This window comes from Caulobacter sp. GW821-FHT10A10 (genome assembly GCF_059415745.1).
Window position 1 is genome coordinate 780,758 of sequence record NZ_JBWKNV010000002.1, and the last position, 19,615, is coordinate 800,372.

Sequence of the window (19,615 nt, forward strand, 5' to 3'; positions counted from 1 at the left end):
CGGTCGTCATCCCGGCCGGAGCGAAGCGGAGAGCCGGGACCCAGGGGCCGGCGCAGTGCGGTCGCCCCTGGGTCCCGGATCGCGCCAAGGCGCGTCCGGGATGACGTGGAAAAAGATCAGAGGGTGCTGAGGAACGCCTCGTAGGCGTCGCGGTCCATCAGGGCGTCGACCTCGGCCGGGTTGGAGAGCTTCAGCTTGGCGAACCAGCCGCCGGCTTCCGGCACGGCGTTGACGGTTTCCGGCGCGTCGCCCAGTTCGGCGTTGGCTTCCACGACCTCGCCCGAAACCGGGGCGTAGACATCCGAGGCGGCCTTGACGCTCTCGACGACGGCCAGGCCTTCGCCCTGGGCGACGACCTTGCCGACTTCCGGCACCTCGACGAACACCACGTCGCCCAGTTGCTCGGCGGCGTAGGCGGTGATGCCGACGGTGGCGATGTCGCCTTCGACGGCGACCCATTCATGGTCCTTGGTGAAGCGCATGGTCTGGCCCTTGGTGGATTAGAGTTTGCGGACGTAACGGGTGGGAACGAACGGGGAGGCGACGACCTGCGCGGCCGCCGGCTTGCCCCGGACGATCACTTTCAACTGCGACCCGAGCACGGCGTAGGCCGGGGGCACGAAACCGATGGCGATGGCGCCGCCGAAGCTGGGGCCGAAGCCGCCGCTGGTGACCTTGCCGATGACGTTTCCGTCGGCGTCGGCGATGTCGGCGCCTTCGCGGGCCGGGGCGCCTTCCAGCACCTTCAGATTGACGCGCACGCGCGACAGCTCGCCGACCAGTTCCTTGGTGATGCGTTCGGCGCCCAGGAAGTCGCCGGCCTCGCGGCGGCTCTTGCCGACGGCGAAGTTCAGGCCGGCCTCGATCGGCGAGACGGTCTCGTCCAGGTCGTGGCCGTAGAGCGGCAGGCCCGCTTCCAGGCGCAGGCTGTCGCGAGCGCCCAGGCCGATCGGCTTGACGCGCTCGTCGGCCAGCAGGGTGTTCCAGATGCGCTCTGCGGCGTCGGCCGGGACCGAGATCTCATAGCCGTCCTCGCCGGTGTAGCCCGAGCGGGAGATGATGGCGTCGACGCCGAAGGCGGTCAGGGCGCGGGCGTCCATGAACACCATCGTGGCGGCTTCCGGCACGTGGGCGGCCAGCACGGCGGCGGCCTCGGGGCCTTGTAGGGCCAGCAGGGCGCGGTCTTCCAGGCGGGTGACGGTGGCTTCGCCGGCCAGTTCGCGGGCGATGATCGCGTAGTCGTTGTCCTTGCAGGCGCCGTTGACCACGACGAACAGGCCATCGTCGTCGGGACGGGCGGTCATCAGGTCGTCGATGATCCCGCCTTCGGCGTTCAGCAGCACGCCGTAGCGCTGCTTGCCGGCCTTCAGGCCCTGGTAGTCGGCCGAGACCACCTTCTCGAAGCTCTTGGCGGGGTTTTCGCCGCGCAGCCGGGCCTGGCCCATGTGGGAAACGTCGAACAGGCCCGCATGCTCGCGGGTCCACAGGTGCTCCTTGAGCACGCCGTCCTTGTACTGCACCGGCATGTGGTAGCCCGCGAACGGAACCATGCGGGCGCCGGCGGCGACGTGCGCGTCGTAGAGCGGGGTCTTCTTGAGGTCTTCGGTGGACACGCGGAGGGCTCCAAACGGGGACGGCGCTGCAAGCCCGGCTTTCGCCTGGCGATAGCGCCCCCGCTGTCCCTTAGGCCTGAGAGATTCCGGCCTCTGCCTTCCCTTGAGAAAGGACGGGGGAAGCCTTGCTCCTTCGGCGAGCCGCCCTTTCGGGAGGCTTCTTTCCAGCGTTCCTAAACCCGCGCGGTCCTTTTGCCTGAGCGTTTCCGGGGCGGTTGCGCCTTCGGCCTCGGGAACGAATCCCGACGTCTCCCGCGAGGGTCAAGGCGGTCAATGAGCGAGGGCCGGCGGGGAGTCAAGCGTGGCTTGCGAGACGGCCGGCATCCCGAACGGTTGTCTCGAAACGCACCCATCCGCGCAGGCGCTGAGGCGTGGGAAAGTCCCAGAAGGGCGGACGGCGATCTTCCCGCCGGGGGGACAACGCCGTCCGCGGCCAGTCAGAAGAATCCGGTGCGTACGATGGCGCCGTCCTGCCCGAGGATGACGTTGAAGCGATCTGGGCGGTAATCCATCGTGTAGGAGTCTCCTGGAGCGATCACGCGTAGCGTGTGCCCGGGGAGTTCCGAGATCAGCGTAGGTTTGGGCGTGGCCAGGAGCGTGATCAACGCCGCCGGCAGTTTGGCGTCGTAGATGGCGCCGATCGCGATGTCTTCGACGTCTCCGGCCTCTTCGATGATCCGCCCAAACGGGATCGGAACCGGACGATCACCACCCCTGAGGAACCTGTCGTCATTCCGCGCCCAGGGTGGGTCTACCTGAAAGTGGAAGTCCGGAAGGCCCACGAAGCCGTGCGTGAACAGGAACTCCCCTTTTGATGAAAGACGCCAGAAATAGCCCCACTGGCTGCGTCCTGTCGCCGGGGGTATCGGCATGAAGTGCTTGGCGAACTCGAGAACATTGTCTCGCCCCAGAACCTCGACGAGGCGCGCTTCGGCCTTATCCCGGTCTACATCCGTCCCGTCCGCCGCGGCTGCGGGCGTGAAGACCCAGAAAGACCGCCTGCGGCGTCCGGTGTCATGGAGGGGATAGGTTCCCCAACCCACGGGATCTTCGAAGCCCGGAGGCCATTCCTTGAAGCCTGGGTGTCCCGGCAAGCCGTTGCGGAACAAATCCATGCCCTCGTCGGTGAGGCGATAGCAGAGCGTTCGGCCTTCATCCTCCTTGAGGGGCCCGCCCGTCTCGATGATCGTCTGATCGAGCACTTGGGCGATCGGTATGAAGACCGTCAGTTCAGCCAAACCGTTGGCCAACGCGACCGGCGCGGCCGGCTTGGTGAAGGTGGTCGTGTAGACGATGTTTGTCATGGTTGCATTCCCCCTGAAATGCAACTCAACTTCAAAGCGAGCGTGGAGTCCAGAACGTTGTTATCTGAAGTGGCGCAAATGGTCCGCCGCTCGAGGATGGGCGCCGAGCGTGCTCGCGCCGATGCATGGCGCAACGACTTTCCACATGCGCGACGGCGGGCATGTTTGGTCCCGCGATGGAGGCCTCAGCCTTGCTTCGCGCGGCCGCCCTGGCCGATGAAGCCGACGACCAGGAATTGCAGCACCGCGCCCATGGCTACGCCCAGCAGGGTGATGCTGACATAGAGGCTTGGGCCCATGACCGACTGTACGAGCGCGTCGGGGCCGGTGCTCAGCGCCCAGGCGAAGAACGCCCAGGCCAGGATCGCGCCGACGACGGGGCCGATGAACGCCAGATTGGCCCGCGCGCCCAGGCGACGGCGGGCGATGATCAGCAGGATGGCGCAGCCGACCGCCTCGATGAGCGGGCTCAGCAGGTTGAGCGGCGGGGAGGCCTTGTCCGGGACCGCCGAAGTACAAAGCATGGTCAGCACGATGGCCAGGCAGCCGATCGTCCAGTAGCGGCGGACGCCGATGGGGCCTTCTTTCATGCCAGAGCCGGTCAGGCGTGGGGCATGCTGGCGCGCACCTGGGCGCGCAGGACGTCGATGGGCGCCAGGCCCGCGTCGGTCTTGAAGTGCCAGTAGGTCCAGCCGTTGCAAGCCGGGGCCGACTGCACCATGGCGCCGATCTTGTGGATCGAACCGGTCAGTTCGCCGACCGCGATCGAGCCGTCCGGGCGGACCTTGGCGACGTGGGCGCCCTTGGAGCAATAGAGGGTGTCGCCCGGATGCAGCAGGCCGGCCTCGACGATCGTGCCGAAGGGCACGCGCGGCTCGGCGCGCTTGCTGCCCATCACTTCCAGGTCCTGCGGAGCGATCGGGATCACCTTGGCGATCCGCTCCTTGGCGTGGCCGACATATTCGGCCTCGCGCTCGATGCCGATGAACTTGCGGCCCAGGCGCTTGGCGGCCGCGCCGGTGGTGCCGACGCCGAAGAACGGATCCAGGATCACGTCGCCCGGCTTGGTGGTCGACAGGATCACCCGGTAGAGCAGGGCTTCGGGCTTCTGGGTCGGGTGGGCCTTGTTCCCGTCGGCGCCCTTGATGCGCTCCTCGCCGGTGCACAGCGGGATGGTCCAGTCCGAGCGCATCTGCACCTCGTCATTGGCCATCTTCAGGGCGTCGTAGTTGAAGGTGTAGCGCTTGGCGTTCTGGCTCTTGGAGGCCCAGATCAGGGTCTCGTGGGCGTTGGCGAAGCGGGTGCCCTTGAAGTTGGGCATCGGGTTGGTCTTGCGCCAGATGACGTCGTTGAGGATCCAGAAGCCCAGGTCCTGCACCGCCACGCCGACGCGGAAGATGTTGTGGTAGCTGCCGATCACCCAGATCGCGCCGTCGTCCTTCAGGACGCGGCGGGCGGCCTTCAGCCACTCGCGGGTGAACTTGTCGTAGGCGGCGAAGCTTTCGAACTGGTCCCAGTGGTCGTCGACCGCGTCGACCTTGGAATTGTCCGGACGCAGCAGGTCGCCGCCGAGTTGAAGGTTGTAGGGCGGATCGGCGAAGATCAGGTCGACCGACTTTTCGGGCAGGGCGTTCATCGCCTCGATGCAGTCGCCCTGGATGATGGTTTCCGGCCCGAAGGACATGTCCGCTTCCCTGAAAAACACCCAAGGGAATCATGGAGTCCCGTGGTTACCCGGGAATGAACGGTCATGGTTAGCCGACGGTTAATCGCGAATCCGAAATCGGTTAACGACGCTTGATGTTCCTGTAATGTTCCGTATTGTGGACTCGACCGAGACGCGAAGAGGCGTGAAGGGACCGGGGGCGAGGGGAAGGGGCATGGCGCTGATCCGCGGTTTCATCGCCGCCAGCCTCGACGGTTGCGTGGCTGACGCGGACGGCGGGGTGCAGTGGCTGGCGCCGTTTCGCAAGGTGGATCCCGGCTATGGCGCCTTCATCGACGATGTCGGCACCGTGGTCATGGGCCGGCGCACCTACGACCTGATCCCGAGCCTCGGCACGGGCTGGCCCTATGCCGGCAAGCGCAGCTTCGTCGTCACCTCGCGGCGGGGCGATCCGGTGCAGCGCGGGGTGAAGTTCTGGCGCGAGGGGGTGCCGGACCTGATCGAGCGCCTGCGCGACCTCGACGACGGCGACGCCTGGGTGGTGGGCGGCGCGGGCCTGCTGGCCGCCTTCGCCGAGGAAGGCGCGCTGGACCGCCTGTTGCTGCTGATCGCGCCGGTGCTGCTGGGTGAGGGCCTGCGCCTCTTTCCTGAACGCACCGGCGCGCCGCGGGGGCTGGTGCTGCGCGGGACGGCCGCCCTGGCCATGGGCGTGGTGCGGCTGGACTACGAACTGCCGCCGGTCCGGCCGGGACGGGGCAGGGGCCGGGCGACGGGGCCGCAGGGCGTGGCGGAGGCTTGAGAGCGCGGCGGGCGGCGCGGGGAAAGGGGCGCCGCGTACGGACCATTCCGATAGTCGACCCGGACGCCTGGTCCCTGCCGTGACACCCGCCTGGCGGGCGTCACCTAACCTTCGCGCGACCGACGTAACAGTGTCTCGCCCCCGACATATCCGCCACGCAGCGCGACGCGCATCGCAAGCGCACGTGGGGATAGTCATGAAGCTCAATACGCCGAGGGGCCGGTCGGCCCTGATGTTCTGCGGCGCGGCCCTGGTGGCCCTGCTGGCGACGAGCGCCCAGGCGGCCGACGCCGCCTCTGCGGCCCCCGTTCCGGCGGCCGCCGACAATCCGGACTCGACCGCCGTCGAACAGGTCATCGTCACCAGCCAGAGCGAGACCCGCTCGGCCGTGGCCATGCAAGCCCAGCAGATCCAGCGCGTCCTCCCCGGCGCCAGCCCGCTGAAGGCCATCCAGTTCCTGCCCGGCGTCGTCTACCGGACCGCCGATCCGTGGGGCAACAACGAGCAGAACCTGTCGCTGTTCGTCCACGGCTTCTCGACCCAGCAGCTGGGCTTCACCCTGGACGGCGTGCCGCTGGGCGACCAGCAGTACGGCAACTACAACGGCCTGTCGGTGTCGCGGGCCATCACCAGCGAGAACGTTTCCCGCGTGACCCTGTCGTCGGGCGCCGGCTCGCTGGGCGTGGCCTCGACCAGCAACCTGGGCGGCGCCATCGAAACCTTCAGCCGCGACCCGTCGGCCGAGCGCGGCTTCAACGTCCGCCAGACCGTCGGCAGCAACGAGACCAGCCGCACCTTCCTGCGCCTGGACACGGGCGAGATCGCCGGCGGCTTCAAGGGTTACATTTCGTACCTCCGCCAGGACGCCAAGGCCTGGGACTTCGACGGCCACCAGCGCGGTCACCAGGTGAACCTGAAGGTCGATCGCGAGGCCGAGCACGGCGTGCTGACCTTCTACGCCGACTGGCAGATGAAGGTCGAACCCAACGAGGACGCCACCGCCTTCGGCAACCAGCAGACCACGGCGGCGGCCGGCTACACGCCCTATACCCGCCCGTTCCTCTACCCGAACCTGGCGGCCTGCTCGAGCACCCTGACGGGCGGGCCGGGCACCCCGCCGACGGCCCAGGGCAACAACTTCTCCAACTGCTTCAGCGCCGCCCAGCGCGAGGACATCCTCAGCTACGTCAAGTACGCCTGGAAGCCGACCGAGGACTTCACCTGGACCAACCAGGCCTACTATCACTACAACTACGGCCGCGGGATCGTGGCCGGGCCGATCAACACCGCCGGCCTGCCGGCGCTGTTCGCCACCTATTATCCGAGCCTGGTGGTCGGTTCCTCGACCAGCGCCGCCACCCTGGCCAACATCGTCGCCCTGTTCGGCGGTTCGGGGAACGCGGTGCGCACCACCGAGTACCGCATCAACCGCTCGGGCCTGACCTCGACGGCCGAGTGGACCCTGGGCGACCACCAGATCAAGGGCGGCGTCTGGTTCGAGCACAATGAATCGGCCCAGCAGCGCGCCTGGTATCCGATGAGCGCCGACAACAACGACCTGTCGCCCTACGACGTGCCGCGCGGCAAGAAGGTGCTGACCCAGTACGCCGCCGAGTTCTATGTCAACGACGTCCAGCTACACCTGCAGGACCAGTGGCGCGTGACGCCGAAGCTGCTGCTGCAGGCGGGCTTCAAGTCGAGCCTGCAGGACGCCACCGGCAAGTTCCCGATCAATCAGCAGAACCTGCCGACCGTGGCGGTGCCGGTCCACTATCCGACCGGCAGCATCAAGTCGAACAAGTGGTTCCTGCCGCAGGCCGGCCTGCTTTGGGAGGCCACCGACAGCGAGCAGGTGTTCGTCAACGTCCAGCAGAACATGCGCCAGTTCATTCCGTACGGCGCGGGCAGCAACTTCTACGGCTTCTCGCCGTGGAGCCTGGGCACTCAGGCGGCCTTCGACCTGTTCAAGCAGACGGTGAAGCCCGAGACGTCATGGACCTACGAGATCGGCCTGCGCAGCCGCCACGACGTGGCCTGGGGTCCGATCACCGGCGTCGAGGGCCAGATCAACGCCTATGACGTCAAGTTCAGCAACCGCCTGCTGAACATCGCGCCCTACAGCTTCATCAACCCCGGCCCGGCCATCCTGGCCAATGTCGGCGGCGTCACCTCCAAGGGCGTCGACGTGGCCGGCACGCTGAAGTTCGGCACGAGCGTCCAACTCTACAACGCCCTGTCCTACAACGAGGCCAAGTACGACTCCGACTACCAGAGCGGCACGACCGTCGTGGGCGGCGTGAGCACCCCCGTCACCGTGGCGACCGGCGGCAAGACCGTGCCGCTGACGCCCAAGTGGATGAACAAGACCGTGCTGCGCTTCAACCAGGGCCGGTTCGACGCGCAGATCAGCGGCGACTATGTCGGCAAGCGCTACGTGACCTACCTCAACGACCTGTCGGTCAAGGGGATCATGCTGGTCGACCTGCAGGCCGGCTACACCTTCGACATGCCGGCCGACGGCCTGGTGAAGGGCCTGCGGGTCTCGGCCAACATCACCAATCTCTTCGACAAGAAGGGCGTTTCGACGGCTGGCGTGACCAGCAACTCGGGCGGCTACACCGCCTACGCCCAGGCCCCGCGCATGGGCTTCGTGACCCTGTCGGCGGACTTCTAGCCTTCAGGCCAACGACTGCGAACAGAGAGAGGCCCGGCGGCAACACCGCCGGGCCTTTTCCTTTGTTGTGGCTCTCAGGGCGCCAGCACGACCCCGACGCTCGGCGAGGTTCCGCCGTCGACCTGGGCCAGGAACGCCGCCTGCATCGCCTCGCTGCCGGCGCCGGGCTTCACCGTCAGCCAGCGCGGGGCGTCGGCGACGAACGGCCCCCAGGCGGCGCCGTAGCGGGTCTCGAACTCGCCGGGCGCCCAGTCCTGGCGGCGCTTGGCGATGCGGTCGGGGGCGAAGAAGAACACCGGCTTGGGGCCGGGCAGGCTTCCGCCGCCGCGTTCTGTCTCCCAATGCGTGCCGCCGACCAGCAGCGAGAAGGCCAGGTCCTGGCCGAAGGTCTCGTGCACGGACCGCAGTACGGCCGCGTCGCCGGCGAAATCGACGAACACGGCCGGGCGCTCGATCGGCGCCGTCGGCAGGTCGGCATAGGTCACGACCTGGTCGTAGACGCTTAAGGCTTCGACGAAGCCGACATTACGCGGCGAGGTCAGGCCCACGACCTTGGCGGCGCCCCGGCGCTTGAGCAGGTGGGCCAGGCCGATCGCCGTCTTGGCCGAGGCGCTGGAAAGGATCACCGACTTCGCCCCGAACAGGGCGCTCTCGTCGAGAAAGTCCTCGATCAGGAACGAGGTGATGAAGAGGGGCTGCAGCAGCGACTTGTGCGCCTCCAGCCCGTCGTCTTCGCCCACGGCCTGGTACTGGTTGTAGACCGCCGCCAGGTGGGCGCGGTGGGGCGAGACGTCGGTGAAGCCGGTGCGCCCCGGCCTGGCCTGCACCGTCAGGTGCGTCGACATCGGCCAGTAGCCGTAGAACCGCTGGCCGACCGCGATATCCGGATGGGCCGAGGCCTCGACATGGGCGTGGCCCCAGACCGGCACGCGGCCGAAACCCTCCGGCGCGGGGAAGAAGTCCCAGTAGCGCATGGCCTCGCCGAACACGGCGTAGGTGATGTTGTTGGCCGTCAGGGCGAAGCTCTCGATCGCCAGTCGCACCTGACCGTCCTGCAGTGGCGGCGGCTCGGTCTCGCGAAATTCGGTGCGGCGCAGGTCGGACTTGGCGACCAGAAAATCCCAGGCCATGGCGAGCCTCCCGGTTGAGCGCGGGAAGTAGGCGGCAGGCCGGAATACAAGTCAAACGATTGTTTGAATTCTTGCCGTCCGCTGCGTCACGGGCGCATGGTCGCCGCCAATCAGAACGCCAGGAGGAAGCGGCCATGAGTCTCGCGGGCAAGACGCTGTTCATCACCGGGGCCAGCCGGGGCATCGGCCTGGCCATCGCCCTGCGGGCCGCGCGCGACGGGGCCAATATCGTGGTCGCCGCCAAGACCGCCGATCCGCACCCCAAGCTGCCCGGCACCATCTACACCGCCGCCGACGAGATCGCCGCGGCCGGCGGCGTGGCCCTGCCTCTGGTGGTCGACGTGCGCGACGAGGCCAGCGTGCAGTCGGCCGTCGACCAGGCCGTCGAACGGTTCGGCGGCATCGATATCCTGGTCAACAACGCCTCGGCCATCTCGCTGACCGGCACGTTGTCGACCGACATGAAGCGCTACGACCTGATGCATCAGGTCAATACGCGCGGCACGTTCCTGACGTCGAAGGCCTGTATCCCGCACCTGAAGAAGTCGGCCAATCCGCACGTGCTGATGCTGTCGCCGCCGCTCGACATGAGCCCGCGCTGGTTCGGCGGCCACGTGGCCTACACCATGGCCAAGTTCGGCATGTCGATGTGCGTGCTGGGCATGGCCGAGGAATTCCGGGGCGATGGGATCGCCTTCAACGCCCTGTGGCCGCGCACCGGCATCGCCACCGCCGCCATCCAGTTCGCCCTGACCGGCGAGGAGGGCCTGCGCCACTGCCGCACCCCGGAGATCATGGCCGACGCCGCCCACGCGATCTTCGAGAAGCCCTCGCGCGAGTTCACCGGCCAGTTCCTGATCGACGACACCTTCCTCTATGGCGAGGGCGTGCGGGAGTTCGACAAGTACCGCGTCGACCCCACCGCCACCCTGATGCCGGACTTCTTCGTGCCGGAAGACAGCGTCCCGCCGCCGGGGGTGGTGATCGGTTAGACGGCGCGGGTTTCTTTTACATGTCGCGCTCAACGTGTTATCGAAATGTGATTTCTTTAACATGATGGGTGTGGCGTGTTGAAGCCGACCTATGTCATTCCGCCGTTGCCGCCGGCAATGGAATTGGAGACGACGGCGGTGCTGCGCGAGGCGGCGCGAGCGCATCGCTATCTGGCCGAGCTCAAGGGGCGCGCCGGCACGATCCCCAACCAGGGCATCTTGATCGACACCCTCTCACTGCAGGAAGCGCGCGCCAGTTCGGAAATCGAGAACATCGTCACCACCCAGGACGAGATGTTTCAGGCGACTCTCCTGTTGGAGTCTGGGCAGGCCGGTCCGGCCAAGGAGGTCGCGCTCTACAGAGATGCTCTGAAGCGCGGCTTTGACCGGTTGCGCGAGAGTGACGGGCTGCTGACCAACAACATGCTCGTCGAGATGTTTCAGGTGCTCAAGCGCACCGGCGGCGACTTCCGTTCGACGCCAGGAACGGCGCTCTACAACGACGTCACCGGCCAGATCGTCTACGTGCCGCCGCAGGATCGCGACGCGATCGTCGCCCACATGACGGCGCTGGAGCGTTTCGTGAACGACGATGCGGTCAGCGATCTGGATCCGCTCATCAAGATGGCGCTGATCCACCATCAGTTCGAGAGCATCCACCCGTTCCCGGACGGCAACGGTCGCCTGGGGCGGATCCTCAACGTGCTGTACCTGACCAAGGCCGGGTTACTGGAGATCCCTATCCTCTATCTCAGCCGCTACGTGATCACCAACAAGGCCGAGTATTATCGCCTGCTGCAGCAGGTCCGCGACGACGGCGCCTGGGAGGCCTGGCTGCTCTACATGCTGCGCGCGGTCGCCGAGACTTCGATCCAGACGCTGGCTCTGGTGCAGGGCGTCGCCGCGTTGATGGCGGACTACAAGGCGCGCCTGCGGACAGGGCATACCAAGATCTACTCGCAGGATCTGCTCAACAACCTGTTCCGCCACCCCTATACGCGGATCGAGTTCGTGCAGAACGAACTGGGCGTCGTGCGCCAGACGGCGGCCAAGTATCTGGACGAACTGGCGGCCGGAGGGCTGATCGAAAAGCACAGCCAGGGACGCAGCAACTATTACGTCAACCGGCCGCTGGTGGATTTGCTGCTACGGGGGGCCGGCGGCTGACGCCTCACCGCTTCTTCCGCCCCGCCACGGCGAGCGCCTTGTGCGCCCACTTCACCAGCAAATCCGCATCGTCCATCGCCTCGGCCGGGGCGCTCCAGTACGCCATCGGCTTGCCTTCGCCGAAGGGATCGAAGGCGTGGCCGCCGGCGGCTTCGAACTCGGGTTTGAGGGTCTCGTCGCCCTTGAGGTAGAGGGTGTCGTCGTCGAGGATCGCGAAGAACAGGCCGTTGGCGTAAAGACCGACGCCGCCGAACATCCGCTTGGGCTTCAGCGCTCCCAGCGGGGCCAGTTGCTCCAGCACGAACTCCAGGAAGTCATCCGAAACCGCCATGCCCGTCACCATCCGTCCCGCCGCGCCAGAAGACGCCGCTCTGATCCTGTCGTTCGTCCGCGACCTGGCGGAGTACGAGAAGCTGCTGCACGCGGTGGAGGCCACGCAAGCCCACATCGAGGCGGCGCTGTTCGGGGAGCATCCCAAGGCCTTCTGCGACATTGCGCAGATCGACGGCGAGCCGGTGGGTTTCGCCTTGTGGTTCTACAACTTCTCGACCTTCGTCGGCCGGCACGGGATCTATCTGGAGGACCTGTTCGTGCGGCCGGCCGCGCGGGGGGCGGGCGCGGGCAAGGCGCTGCTGGCCAACCTGGCCCGTCGCTGCGTGGCCGAGAACCTGGGGCGGCTGGAATGGGCCGTGCTCGACTGGAACGCCCCGTCGATCGCCTTCTATGACAGCCTCGGTGCGGCGGCGATGGACGAGTGGATCGTGCGGCGGATGACCGGCGAGGCTTTGGAGCGACTGGCGGCTTCCGGCCCAGACTGACTGATTTCCAATGGTTGAGTTGTGAATAATAATTCAACTCAAGCTAGATCCATCCTGCCGGCCCGGCGTTATCGCCCGCGAGCGCGGCGGAATGGTCCGCCCGTTCCGAGGAACGGAAAGGGCGTCCGATGGGTGAAGCCTGCCAATGCAAGGTCACCAACGGCTCCGGCCAGACGATCACCAAGCTGGTGCTGTACCACGCCCCTGGCGTCGGGCTGCCGGGCACGTTCGTAAAGGTGCTCGAGGCCGACAACCTGGCTGACGGCGCCACCACGCCGGTCTCGTCCGCCGCGCAGTTGAGCGAGGAAGGCGACTGGTGGGCGGCCGGCGTCCTGTTCGCTGGCGACGCGACGCCCTACCTGCTGGCCAACGGCCTGACGCCTTTCGCCGGCTGTGAGACGCCCGCCAACGGGTCGGCCGCGATACAGATCGGCAAGGGTCTTTTGTCGTCGATCCTGGGTTACGGCTTGGCGATCCAGACCTTCAACAACGCCGACTTCACCGACGACGACGGCGTCTGCGCCGAGCAGCTGATCACTCGCGAACAGCTGGAGATCCAGGACGAGATCGCCGAGGAGATCGTCGACCTGATCCTGGACGCGCTGGTCTGAGCCCTACTCCAGCCGGTCGGCCTTGCGCAGGGCCGGGAACAGCCAGGCCCAGGTTCCGGTGACCACCATCGCGCCCAGGCCCCCGAACACCGCCGCGCCGACCGGGCCGAGCAGCCAGGCGACCGCGCCGCTCTCGACCTCGCCCAGTTCGTTGGAGGCGCTGATGAACACGCCCGAGACGGCCGAGACACGGCCGCGCATGGCGTCGGGGGTGACGATCTGCACCAGGGTCTGGCGGACATAGACCGACAGCATGTCGGCCCCGCCCAGCACCGCCAGCGAGGCGACCGACAACCAGACCAGCTTGGACAGGCCGAAGACCACGGTGGCCGCGCCGAACACGAACACCCCGGCGAACATGATGCGGCCGGCATGGCGGCGGATCGGCTGGCTGGCGAGATAGAGGCCGACCAGGGTCGCGCCGATGGCCGGCGAGGCGCGCAGCAGGCCAAAACCCCCGGGGCCGATGTGCAGCACGTCGCGGGCGAACACCGGCAGCAGGGCCGTGGCCCCGCCCAGGATCACCGCGAACAGGTCCAGCGAGATCGAGCCGAAGACGATCTTGTTGTTCCAGACATAGGCCAGCCCCTCCTTGATCAGCTCCAGCCGCGAGCCGGGCTGGGCCTCGGGCTTGGTCGGGCGGCGGATGGCCGACAGCAGCAGCAGGCCGACGACATAGAGAGCCGCCGCGCCGCCGAATGCCAGGCCCGCCGAATGCACCAGCAGGAGGCCGCCCAGGGCCGGGCCGACGATCGAGCCGGCCTGCCAGGCCAGGGCGTTCCAGGCGATCGCCCGGGGCAGAAGCGGCCGCGGCACCAGCATCGGCCCCATGGCGCCGGTGGCCGGGGCCATGAACGCGCGGCTGGCCCCGAAGAACACGGCGACGACGAAGATCGGCCACAGGGCGTGGACGCCTTTGATCGCCAGGAAGAACAGGATCAGCACACTGATGATGTCGATCCCCAGGGTGATCATGGCGATGTGCTTGCGGGTGCGACGGTCGGCCGTCTCGCCGGCCAGCAGGGTCAGCAGGAACAGCGGCACGAACTGCGCCAGGCCGATCATGCTGACCATGAAGGCCGACTCGCCGACCGACATGGTCTGGCGGGCGATGGCGTAGACCTGCCAGCCCAGGGCCACGGCCTGGATCTGCACCCCCAGCGTGCCGACGAAGCGCGCCCCCCAGAAGCAGAGATAGTCCCGCTCGCGCAGCAGGGCGCGGGTCGAGGTGTCGGGTTCGGGCGGCGAAGCGGGGGAGGCGGGGTCTGACATTTCGGCGCGGACCCTGCCCCTTGAGGCGAAGCGTCGCAATCGCGTTTGTCTCATAAGGCCGTCGATTTCGTTGACGTGGGGGTCATACGGCCCTATGCCGCCCGCCTCTGCCACCGGGAGCGCCGCCCATGCGACGCCTGCGACGAACCTGCGCCGCGCCGACTTCGGTCCGCGCCTGAACGCCCCGGAAAGGCGGCCGTCGCGGCCGCGTCACGCACCGGGGATAAAGCCCCTGTACGTACCCGGATCTTTCGTCGCCCCATGACCGCTTCTTCTGCTTCTTTCGTCGCCGCCATTCCGCAAGACGCCCCCGCCATCGAGGTCGAGGCCCCGCGCCACGCCGCCGCCGTCGAGGCGCTGGTCGACCGGGCCTTCGGGCCGGGCCGGTTCGCCAAGTCGTCCGAGCGGCTGCGCGAGAGCAATCGCAAGCTGGACGACTGCTCGTTCGTGGCCTTGCGCGGCGACCTGGTGATCGGCAGCGTGCGCCTATGGCCGGTGACCATCGGCGGCAAGCCCGTCGCCTTCCTTGGCCCGCTGGCGGTGGATGCGACCCAGCGCAGCGCCGGCCTGGGCCAGGCCCTGGTCGAGGCCGCCTGCGCCGCCGCCGCCAAGGCCGGCTGGAGCGCCGTGCTGCTGGTCGGCGACGCGCCCTATTTCGCCCGCATCGGCTTTTCGGCCGCGCCGGCCGCCAAGGTCGTCATGCCGGGTCCGGCCGACCAGCGCCGGGTGCTGCTGAAGGCCCTGGTTCCCGGCGGCGACGAAGGCTTCGAAGGCCGCGTCGCGGTGGCTTAGGGCCAGCATCGCTTGAGCCCGGAGCGCGCATGGCCTACCTGAGGGCCATGCCCTCCGACACAGCCCGCACCGGACTTCAAGGCGTCGCCGACGCCGCCAAGGCCGCTGGGGAGCGTGGTCTGCCGCCGGTGCACCTGTGGAACCCCGTCCACTGCGGCGACATCGACATCCGCATCCGCAAGGACGGGGTCTGGTTTCACGAGGGCACGCCGATCGGCCGCGAGGCCCTGGTGCGCCTGTTCTCGACCATCCTGCGGCGCGATCCCGACGGCTTCCACCTGGTGACCCCGGTCGAGAAGATGAGGATCGTGGTCGAGGACGCGCCGTTCATCGCCGTGCGCGTCGACCGGGTCGGCGAGAGCCTGCGCTTCCTGACCAATGTCGGCGACGAGGTCGAGGCGGGACCCGACAACGCCATCCGCGTCGAGGAGGATCCCGCCACCGGCGAGCCCCGGCCCTATCTGCACGTGCGCCGGGGGCTGGAGGCGTTGATCGCCCGCCCGGTGTTCTACGAGCTGGTCGAGATGGCCGCCGAGGGCGACACGCCGGACGGCCCTCGCCTGGGTGTCTCGTCCAACGGCGCCTGGTTTCCGATCGGACCCGCCGCATGATCCCGTATACGGACGTGGCGGCGCGGCGGGCCTGGATCCGCGAGCGCCTGGATCCGATCGAGGCCTATGATCCCACCGTGGAGAACGTCTGGCGCTCGGACTACGACCTCAATCCGGGCCTGAAGATGGACAATCCGCACGCCCTGCGGCCGGCCGCGGTGCTGATCGGCCTGGTCGAGCGCGGCGACACGCTGAACGTCATCCTCACCCGCCGCTCGGACGCCCTGCGCAGCCACACCGGCCAGATCGCCTTTCCCGGCGGGCGCTGCGATCCGGGCGAGACGCCGTGGGGCACGGCCCTGCGCGAGGCCGACGAGGAGGTCGGACTGGATCCGCGCTTCGTCGAGGTGGCCGGCCTGCTGCACGGCTACGCCACGGTGACGGGGTTCTATGTGACGCCGGTGGTCGGCTTCGTCGATCCGGCCGCCGAGATGGTCGCCAATCCCGACGAGGTGGCCGACGTCTTCGAGACGCCTTTCGACTTCCTGATGGATCCGGCCAACCACCAGCGCCAGCACCGCGACACCCCGACCGGGCCGCGCTACTTCTACGCCATGCCGTGGAACGAGCGGTTCATCTGGGGCGCGACGGCGGGAATGTTGCGGGCGCTGTACGAGCGCCTTTATCCGTAGAGCGTGGCAGCCGAAAGTGCGGGCGGTTTCGGCGTTCGCCACGCGCCAAGGGATGTCCCGACAGTTGGGGACGATGGCGTTTCCCCTCTTGGCGGGTCGAGCCATTCCCTGAAATAGTCGTTTGAAAGCAGGACGTACCGCCCGCGCCAACGGGAGACGGCCTGCCGTTGCGTAAAGGGGGACTTCGCGTGCAGACCCAGACCATCGGCAAGGCGCCGTGGATGGAATGGCCCGAGACCAAGGCGGTGATCGCCGCGCTCGAGGCCAAGGGCCGGCCGGGCTGCGCCCGCTTCGTGGGCGGCTGCGTGCGCAACACCCTGATGGGCAAGCCGGTCGACGACATCGACATCGCCACCACCCTGACGCCCGACCAGGTGATCGAGGCCCTGGGCGAGGCGGGCCTGAAGGCCATCCCCACCGGCGTCGACCACGGCACGGTGACGGCGGTGGCCAAGAAGATCCCGTTCGAGATCACCACCCTGCGCCGCGACGTCTCGACCGATGGCCGCCGGGCGGTGGTGGCCTTCACCCATGCCTGGGAGGAGGACGCCCAGCGCCGCGACTTCCGCTTCAACGCCCTCTATGTCGACGGCGAGGGTCGGCTCTACGACCCGACCGGCCACGGGGTGCAGGACGCCAAGGACGGCAAGGTGGTGTTCGTCGGCGAGCCGATGACCCGCATCCGCGAGGACTATCTGCGCATCCTGCGCTTCTTCCGCTTCCAGGCCTGGTACGGCAAGGGCGAGCCGGACGCCAAGGCCCTGGCCGCCTGCAAGGCGCTGAAGGGCCTGGTCTCGGGCCGGGCGGCCGAGCGCACCCAGAAGGAACTCCTGAAGCTGCTGGCGGCCGACGATCCGCGTCCGTCCCTGCGGCTGATGGCGGCGACCGGGGTGCTGGGCGCCATCCTGCCGTTCGTGAAGTCGCTGGCCCGGCTCGACGGCCTGGTGGCCATCGAGACCGAGCAGCTGTTCGAGAACGACGTCGAACTGCGGCTGGCGGCCCTGATCCCCGACGACGTCGCCCTGGCCCGCGAGCTGGCCGAGCGCCTGCGCCTGTCCAACGCCCTGAAGGAGCGCTTGATCGAGGCGGTCGGGACCTCGCCGCGCATCGTCTCGTGGATGAGCCCGCGCGAGGCCCGCCGCGCCGTCTACGCCCTGGGCCTGCGCACCTTCACCGACCGGGTGAAGCTGGCCTGGTCCGCCTCGACGCGGCCGGCCACCACCCCGCAGTGGCGCGCCCTGCTGGCCCTGGCCGAGACCTGGGATCCGCCGTCCTTCCCGCTGACCGGCGAGGAAGTGATGCGCGCCGGCGTCGGCAAGGGCCCGCTGGTCGGCGAGGTGATGCGTGAGGTCGAGATCTGGTGGATCGACCAGGACTTCATCGAGGACAAGCTGTCGGTGATCGAGCGCCTGAAGGCGGTGGTCCAGGGCATGGCGGTTTGATCCGTCCTTCTCCCCTTGCGGGAGAAGGTGTCAGCGAAGCTGACGGATGAGGGGTCTCTCAGGCTCCGAACGCCGCGAGAGCTGATCGGCTTTCGCGGCGTTTGGCGTTCGGCGTTCGTGCGACCCCTCACCCGACCCCCGCTTTCGCGGGGGGCACCCTCTCCCGCAAGGGGAGAGGGATTTCAGGTCAGTTCAGGCCGAACGAGGCCTCGTAGATGATCGCGGTGTAGGTCCCCGAGGTCCAGTAGATGCGGGCCTTGCTGGCGTTGACCGTCGGGAAGGTCACCGTCTTGGAGGCGCCGATGGTCGTGCCGGTGTAGGCCGTGGCCCACGCGCCGCCCGTCCAGTACTCGATCCGGTAGCCGCCCGTGCGGTCGCCGAACTCCGACATCGTGGCCGTGTTGAACGGCTTGCGGACGCCGAAGTCGACCTCCAGCCAGGTCCCGGCGATGTTGGCGCCGCTGCCCTGCCAGTTGGTGTTCGGATCGTTGTCGAAGGCCTTGGCCGCGCCCTGGGTGGCGTCCCACTGCGAGGAAGCCGCATAGGAGCGGTTCAGCGCCAGGTTGGCCGAGACGTTCGGCGTGGCGTTCAGGCTGGCCTCGTAGATGATCGGCGTGTCGATGCCCGAGGTGAAGTAGAGCCTGGCCTTGCGGCCGGTCACCGCCGGGAAGGTCACGGTGCTGGAGGCGCCGATGCCGCTCCCGGTATAGGCCGTCTTCCAGGTCGAGCCGTTCAGGTACTCGATCCGGTAGCCGGTGGTGCGATTGCCGTACTCGCTGATCGTCGCCTGGCTGAAGGCGGAGTCCTTGCCGAAGTCGATCTCCACCCACTGGCCGGCGAAGGCCGTGCCCGAGGCGGCCTGCCAGTTGGTGTACGGGTCGCCGTCGAAGGCTCCCCGCGCCGTCTGGCCGGCGTCCCAGTTGGACGAGCTGGCGTATTTCAGCGCGTTCGACAGGGCGTCGACGCGGTCGGTCCCCTTCGAGAGCGTCGGGGTCAGCCAGCCGCCTTCGTCGAACTCGTTCCAGGCGTACATGATCACCGTGTTGGCGTCGGCGGTGGTCGCGTTGGTCTGGTTCCAGGTCAGGGCGTTCTGCAGGTTGGTCGCCACCTCGGCCGCCGTGGCCTGCTGGGCCCAGGCGTTGGTCGGCGGGGTGGGGCTGACGAAGCTCTGCGGATAGAGCGCGCGCGGACGGTTGTCCCAGCCGGCGGTGACCCAGGGCACCACCTTGTGGCCGGTGGCCTTGTGGTTGTTCCAGTTGGCGCTGTTCTGGCTGATCACCTGCGAATAGGCCGCGCCGTTGATCGGGCTGTCGGCATAGGCGCTGACCGCGTCGGCCCCGACCGTCGAGGCGATGCTCGCGGCGGTGGACGAGGTCGGGTTCATCACCACGATGTACGGGTTGGGCAGGCCCGCCCCGGTCGCCGCCGCGCGCACCTCGGCCACGTAGCTGGCCGCATAGCTGTCGGCCGAGAAGCCGAACAGATAGAGCAGCGGCCGGCCGTTCAGCACCTTCTGGAAGTGCGGCTTGGCCATCTCGGTCACCAGGGTCGGCGTCGGGATCGAGCCCGGGCCGAGCACCAGGGTGAAGTTCAGGCCCTCGCGCTGGGTGCTGGCCTGGTAGAGGTTGCGGGCGATGTCCATGCCGCTGCCGTCGGCGTAATAGCAGAAGGCCCAGTAGTTGATGCCCGCCCGCTTGGCGTAGGCGATGTCGGCGTCCATCTGGCCTTGCGTCAGCTGGCGCACCTGGACGCTGCTGGTCGAGGTCTCCACCCCGTAGAACGGGATCCGGTCGTGGAACTGGTTGGGGCCGAGGGCGCCCTCGACCTCGAGGCCGATGTGCGAGCCGGCGATGACGCCGTTGGTGCTGGTGTCGCCCACCCAGGCGTCCCAGCGGATGGCGCCGACGGTGGCGCCGGGGCCGTTGGCGGCCAATGCCGCGGCCGGGGTCAGGGACGACGTCAGGCACAAGGCGGCCGCTACGGCCATCGCGCGTTTGGACGCCCGGCCGCGTAGAGGCTGGAAGCTATGCATGTCTGAAATGCCTTTTGGTTCAATAGGTTTGTCTAGGAGCCCGCCGGTGGAAAATTCCCG

19 protein-coding genes, 1 pseudogene and 1 riboswitch are annotated in these 19,615 nt (G+C 68.0%); of the genes and pseudogenes, 10 read left to right on the plus strand and 10 right to left on the minus strand.

Translation table 11 applies throughout. The features are described from left to right. Nucleotides 1–5 precede the first annotated feature (5 nt). The 6 genes and pseudogenes from AC07NS_RS08530 to AC07NS_RS08555 form a co-directional block, all read right to left on the minus strand. Nucleotides 6–103: pseudogene (locus AC07NS_RS08530) on the minus strand (hypothetical protein); the annotation flags it as partial. A 13-nt stretch (nucleotides 104–116) separates the two neighbouring features. Continuing rightward, nucleotides 117–482, minus strand: a complete 366-nt coding sequence (gcvH, locus tag AC07NS_RS08535) for a glycine cleavage system protein GcvH (protein ID WP_494602708.1) — start codon at nucleotides 480–482, stop codon at nucleotides 117–119. 18 nt (nucleotides 483–500) lie between these two features. Continuing rightward, nucleotides 501–1,613, minus strand: a complete 1,113-nt coding sequence (gcvT, locus tag AC07NS_RS08540; RefSeq protein WP_494602709.1) for a glycine cleavage system aminomethyltransferase GcvT — start codon at nucleotides 1,611–1,613, stop codon at nucleotides 501–503. Between the two features lie 174 nt (nucleotides 1,614–1,787). Further along, nucleotides 1,788–1,878: riboswitch (glycine riboswitch) on the minus strand. A gap of 172 nt (nucleotides 1,879–2,050) precedes the next feature. Beyond that, complete coding sequence (locus tag AC07NS_RS08545; protein WP_494602710.1) at nucleotides 2,051–2,917, minus strand: I78 family peptidase inhibitor; 867 nt, start codon at nucleotides 2,915–2,917, stop codon at nucleotides 2,051–2,053. Nucleotides 2,918–3,102: 185 nt separating this feature from the next. Then, nucleotides 3,103–3,507: a hypothetical protein gene (locus AC07NS_RS08550; protein WP_494602711.1), complete on the minus strand. Its 405-nt coding sequence runs from the start codon at nucleotides 3,505–3,507 to the stop codon at nucleotides 3,103–3,105. Between the two features lie 11 nt (nucleotides 3,508–3,518). Beyond that, a complete protein-coding gene (locus AC07NS_RS08555; protein ID WP_494602712.1) occupies nucleotides 3,519–4,601 on the minus strand; it encodes a site-specific DNA-methyltransferase in 1,083 nt (360 codons plus the stop codon). Between the two features lie 196 nt (nucleotides 4,602–4,797). Between AC07NS_RS08555 and AC07NS_RS08560 the strand changes: the two genes are divergently transcribed. Next, the gene (locus AC07NS_RS08560) at nucleotides 4,798–5,382 is read left to right on the plus strand and encodes a dihydrofolate reductase family protein (RefSeq protein ID WP_494602713.1); all 585 of its coding nucleotides are present in this window, start codon (nucleotides 4,798–4,800) and stop codon (nucleotides 5,380–5,382) included. Nucleotides 5,383–5,578: 196 nt separating this feature from the next. Next, nucleotides 5,579–8,056, plus strand: a complete 2,478-nt coding sequence (locus AC07NS_RS08565) for a TonB-dependent receptor (protein WP_494602714.1) — start codon at nucleotides 5,579–5,581, stop codon at nucleotides 8,054–8,056. A gap of 74 nt (nucleotides 8,057–8,130) precedes the next feature. On the opposite strand, the gene AC07NS_RS08570 is transcribed toward AC07NS_RS08565, so the two are convergent. Next, nucleotides 8,131–9,186 carry a DUF2855 family protein gene (locus tag AC07NS_RS08570; protein ID WP_494602715.1) on the minus strand — a complete coding sequence of 352 codons (1,056 nt, stop codon included), beginning with the start codon at nucleotides 9,184–9,186 and terminating at the stop codon, nucleotides 8,131–8,133. Nucleotides 9,187–9,320: 134 nt separating this feature from the next. On the opposite strand from AC07NS_RS08570, the gene AC07NS_RS08575 reads away from it, so the two are divergent. Together AC07NS_RS08575 and AC07NS_RS08580 are read left to right on the plus strand one after the other, a co-directional pair. Continuing rightward, nucleotides 9,321–10,178, plus strand: coding sequence for an SDR family oxidoreductase (locus AC07NS_RS08575; protein WP_494602716.1), 858 nt, complete (start codon nucleotides 9,321–9,323; stop codon nucleotides 10,176–10,178). A gap of 75 nt (nucleotides 10,179–10,253) precedes the next feature. Further along, the gene (locus AC07NS_RS08580; RefSeq protein ID WP_494602717.1) at nucleotides 10,254–11,345 is read left to right on the plus strand and encodes a Fic family protein; all 1,092 of its coding nucleotides are present in this window, start codon (nucleotides 10,254–10,256) and stop codon (nucleotides 11,343–11,345) included. Nucleotides 11,346–11,349: 4 nt separating this feature from the next. On the opposite strand, the gene AC07NS_RS08585 is transcribed toward AC07NS_RS08580, so the two are convergent. Further along, entirely contained in the window at nucleotides 11,350–11,676 is a 327-nt protein-coding gene (locus AC07NS_RS08585; protein ID WP_494602718.1) for a TfoX/Sxy family protein, read from the minus strand. Here AC07NS_RS08585 and AC07NS_RS08590 point away from each other — a divergent pair. Then, nucleotides 11,675–12,163 carry a GNAT family N-acetyltransferase gene (locus AC07NS_RS08590; protein ID WP_494602719.1) on the plus strand — a complete coding sequence of 163 codons (489 nt, stop codon included), beginning with the start codon at nucleotides 11,675–11,677 and terminating at the stop codon, nucleotides 12,161–12,163. The genes AC07NS_RS08585 and AC07NS_RS08590 overlap by 2 nt on opposite strands. Before the next feature lie 128 nt (nucleotides 12,164–12,291). Then, nucleotides 12,292–12,774, plus strand: a complete 483-nt coding sequence (locus tag AC07NS_RS08595) for a hypothetical protein (RefSeq protein ID WP_494602720.1) — start codon at nucleotides 12,292–12,294, stop codon at nucleotides 12,772–12,774. 3 nt (nucleotides 12,775–12,777) lie between these two features. On the opposite strand, the gene AC07NS_RS08600 is transcribed toward AC07NS_RS08595, so the two are convergent. Further along, complete coding sequence (locus AC07NS_RS08600; protein WP_494602721.1) at nucleotides 12,778–14,046, minus strand: MFS transporter; 1,269 nt, start codon at nucleotides 14,044–14,046, stop codon at nucleotides 12,778–12,780. A 261-nt stretch (nucleotides 14,047–14,307) separates the two neighbouring features. On the opposite strand from AC07NS_RS08600, the gene AC07NS_RS08605 reads away from it, so the two are divergent. The 4 genes from AC07NS_RS08605 to AC07NS_RS08620 all read left to right on the plus strand — a co-directional run bounded on the left by AC07NS_RS08605 (nucleotide 14,308) and on the right by AC07NS_RS08620 (nucleotide 17,523). Beyond that, the gene (locus AC07NS_RS08605; RefSeq protein WP_494602722.1) at nucleotides 14,308–14,838 is read left to right on the plus strand and encodes a GNAT family N-acetyltransferase; all 531 of its coding nucleotides are present in this window, start codon (nucleotides 14,308–14,310) and stop codon (nucleotides 14,836–14,838) included. Between the two features lie 47 nt (nucleotides 14,839–14,885). Further along, nucleotides 14,886–15,449 (plus strand): DUF1285 domain-containing protein, encoded by a 564-nt coding sequence (locus tag AC07NS_RS08610; RefSeq protein WP_494602842.1) that lies wholly within the window; start codon nucleotides 14,886–14,888, stop codon nucleotides 15,447–15,449. Beyond that, the gene (locus AC07NS_RS08615; protein WP_494602723.1) at nucleotides 15,446–16,081 is read left to right on the plus strand and encodes an NUDIX hydrolase; all 636 of its coding nucleotides are present in this window, start codon (nucleotides 15,446–15,448) and stop codon (nucleotides 16,079–16,081) included. Before AC07NS_RS08610 ends, AC07NS_RS08615 begins: the two co-directional genes overlap by 4 nt. 221 nt (nucleotides 16,082–16,302) lie before the next feature. After that, entirely contained in the window at nucleotides 16,303–17,523 is a 1,221-nt protein-coding gene (locus AC07NS_RS08620; RefSeq protein ID WP_494602843.1) for a CCA tRNA nucleotidyltransferase, read from the plus strand. 187 nt (nucleotides 17,524–17,710) lie between these two features. On the opposite strand, the gene AC07NS_RS08625 is transcribed toward AC07NS_RS08620, so the two are convergent. Further along, on the minus strand, nucleotides 17,711–19,510 hold the full coding sequence (locus AC07NS_RS08625; protein ID WP_494602724.1) for a galactose-binding domain-containing protein: 1,800 nt from the start codon (nucleotides 19,508–19,510) through the stop codon (nucleotides 17,711–17,713). Nucleotides 19,511–19,615 lie beyond the last annotated feature (105 nt).

What these genes read in the sequence shown, in the direction of transcription:
- gcvH (WP_494602708.1), bottom strand. Translation starts at nt 482, where the DNA reads ATGCGCTTCACCAAGGACCATGAATGGGTCGCCGTCGAAGGCGACATC.
- AC07NS_RS08545 (WP_494602710.1), bottom strand. Translation starts at nt 2,917, where the DNA reads ATGACAAACATCGTCTACACGACCACCTTCACCAAGCCGGCCGCGCCG.
- AC07NS_RS08550 (WP_494602711.1), bottom strand. Translation starts at nt 3,507, where the DNA reads ATGAAAGAAGGCCCCATCGGCGTCCGCCGCTACTGGACGATCGGCTGC.
- AC07NS_RS08555 (WP_494602712.1), bottom strand. Translation starts at nt 4,601, where the DNA reads ATGTCCTTCGGGCCGGAAACCATCATCCAGGGCGACTGCATCGAGGCG.
- AC07NS_RS08560 (WP_494602713.1), top strand. Translation starts at nt 4,798, where the DNA reads ATGGCGCTGATCCGCGGTTTCATCGCCGCCAGCCTCGACGGTTGCGTG.
- AC07NS_RS08565 (WP_494602714.1), top strand. Translation starts at nt 5,579, where the DNA reads ATGAAGCTCAATACGCCGAGGGGCCGGTCGGCCCTGATGTTCTGCGGC.
- AC07NS_RS08570 (WP_494602715.1), bottom strand. Translation starts at nt 9,186, where the DNA reads ATGGCCTGGGATTTTCTGGTCGCCAAGTCCGACCTGCGCCGCACCGAA.
- AC07NS_RS08575 (WP_494602716.1), top strand. Translation starts at nt 9,321, where the DNA reads ATGAGTCTCGCGGGCAAGACGCTGTTCATCACCGGGGCCAGCCGGGGC.
- AC07NS_RS08590 (WP_494602719.1), top strand. Translation starts at nt 11,675, where the DNA reads ATGCCCGTCACCATCCGTCCCGCCGCGCCAGAAGACGCCGCTCTGATC.
- AC07NS_RS08585 (WP_494602718.1), bottom strand. Translation starts at nt 11,676, where the DNA reads ATGGCGGTTTCGGATGACTTCCTGGAGTTCGTGCTGGAGCAACTGGCC.
- AC07NS_RS08595 (WP_494602720.1), top strand. Translation starts at nt 12,292, where the DNA reads ATGGGTGAAGCCTGCCAATGCAAGGTCACCAACGGCTCCGGCCAGACG.
- AC07NS_RS08600 (WP_494602721.1), bottom strand. Translation starts at nt 14,046, where the DNA reads ATGTCAGACCCCGCCTCCCCCGCTTCGCCGCCCGAACCCGACACCTCG.
- AC07NS_RS08605 (WP_494602722.1), top strand. Translation starts at nt 14,308, where the DNA reads ATGACCGCTTCTTCTGCTTCTTTCGTCGCCGCCATTCCGCAAGACGCC.
- AC07NS_RS08610 (WP_494602842.1), top strand. Translation starts at nt 14,886, where the DNA reads ATGCCCTCCGACACAGCCCGCACCGGACTTCAAGGCGTCGCCGACGCC.
- AC07NS_RS08615 (WP_494602723.1), top strand. Translation starts at nt 15,446, where the DNA reads ATGATCCCGTATACGGACGTGGCGGCGCGGCGGGCCTGGATCCGCGAG.
- AC07NS_RS08620 (WP_494602843.1), top strand. Translation starts at nt 16,303, where the DNA reads ATGGAATGGCCCGAGACCAAGGCGGTGATCGCCGCGCTCGAGGCCAAG.
- AC07NS_RS08625 (WP_494602724.1), bottom strand. Translation starts at nt 19,510, where the DNA reads ATGGCCGTAGCGGCCGCCTTGTGCCTGACGTCGTCCCTGACCCCGGCC.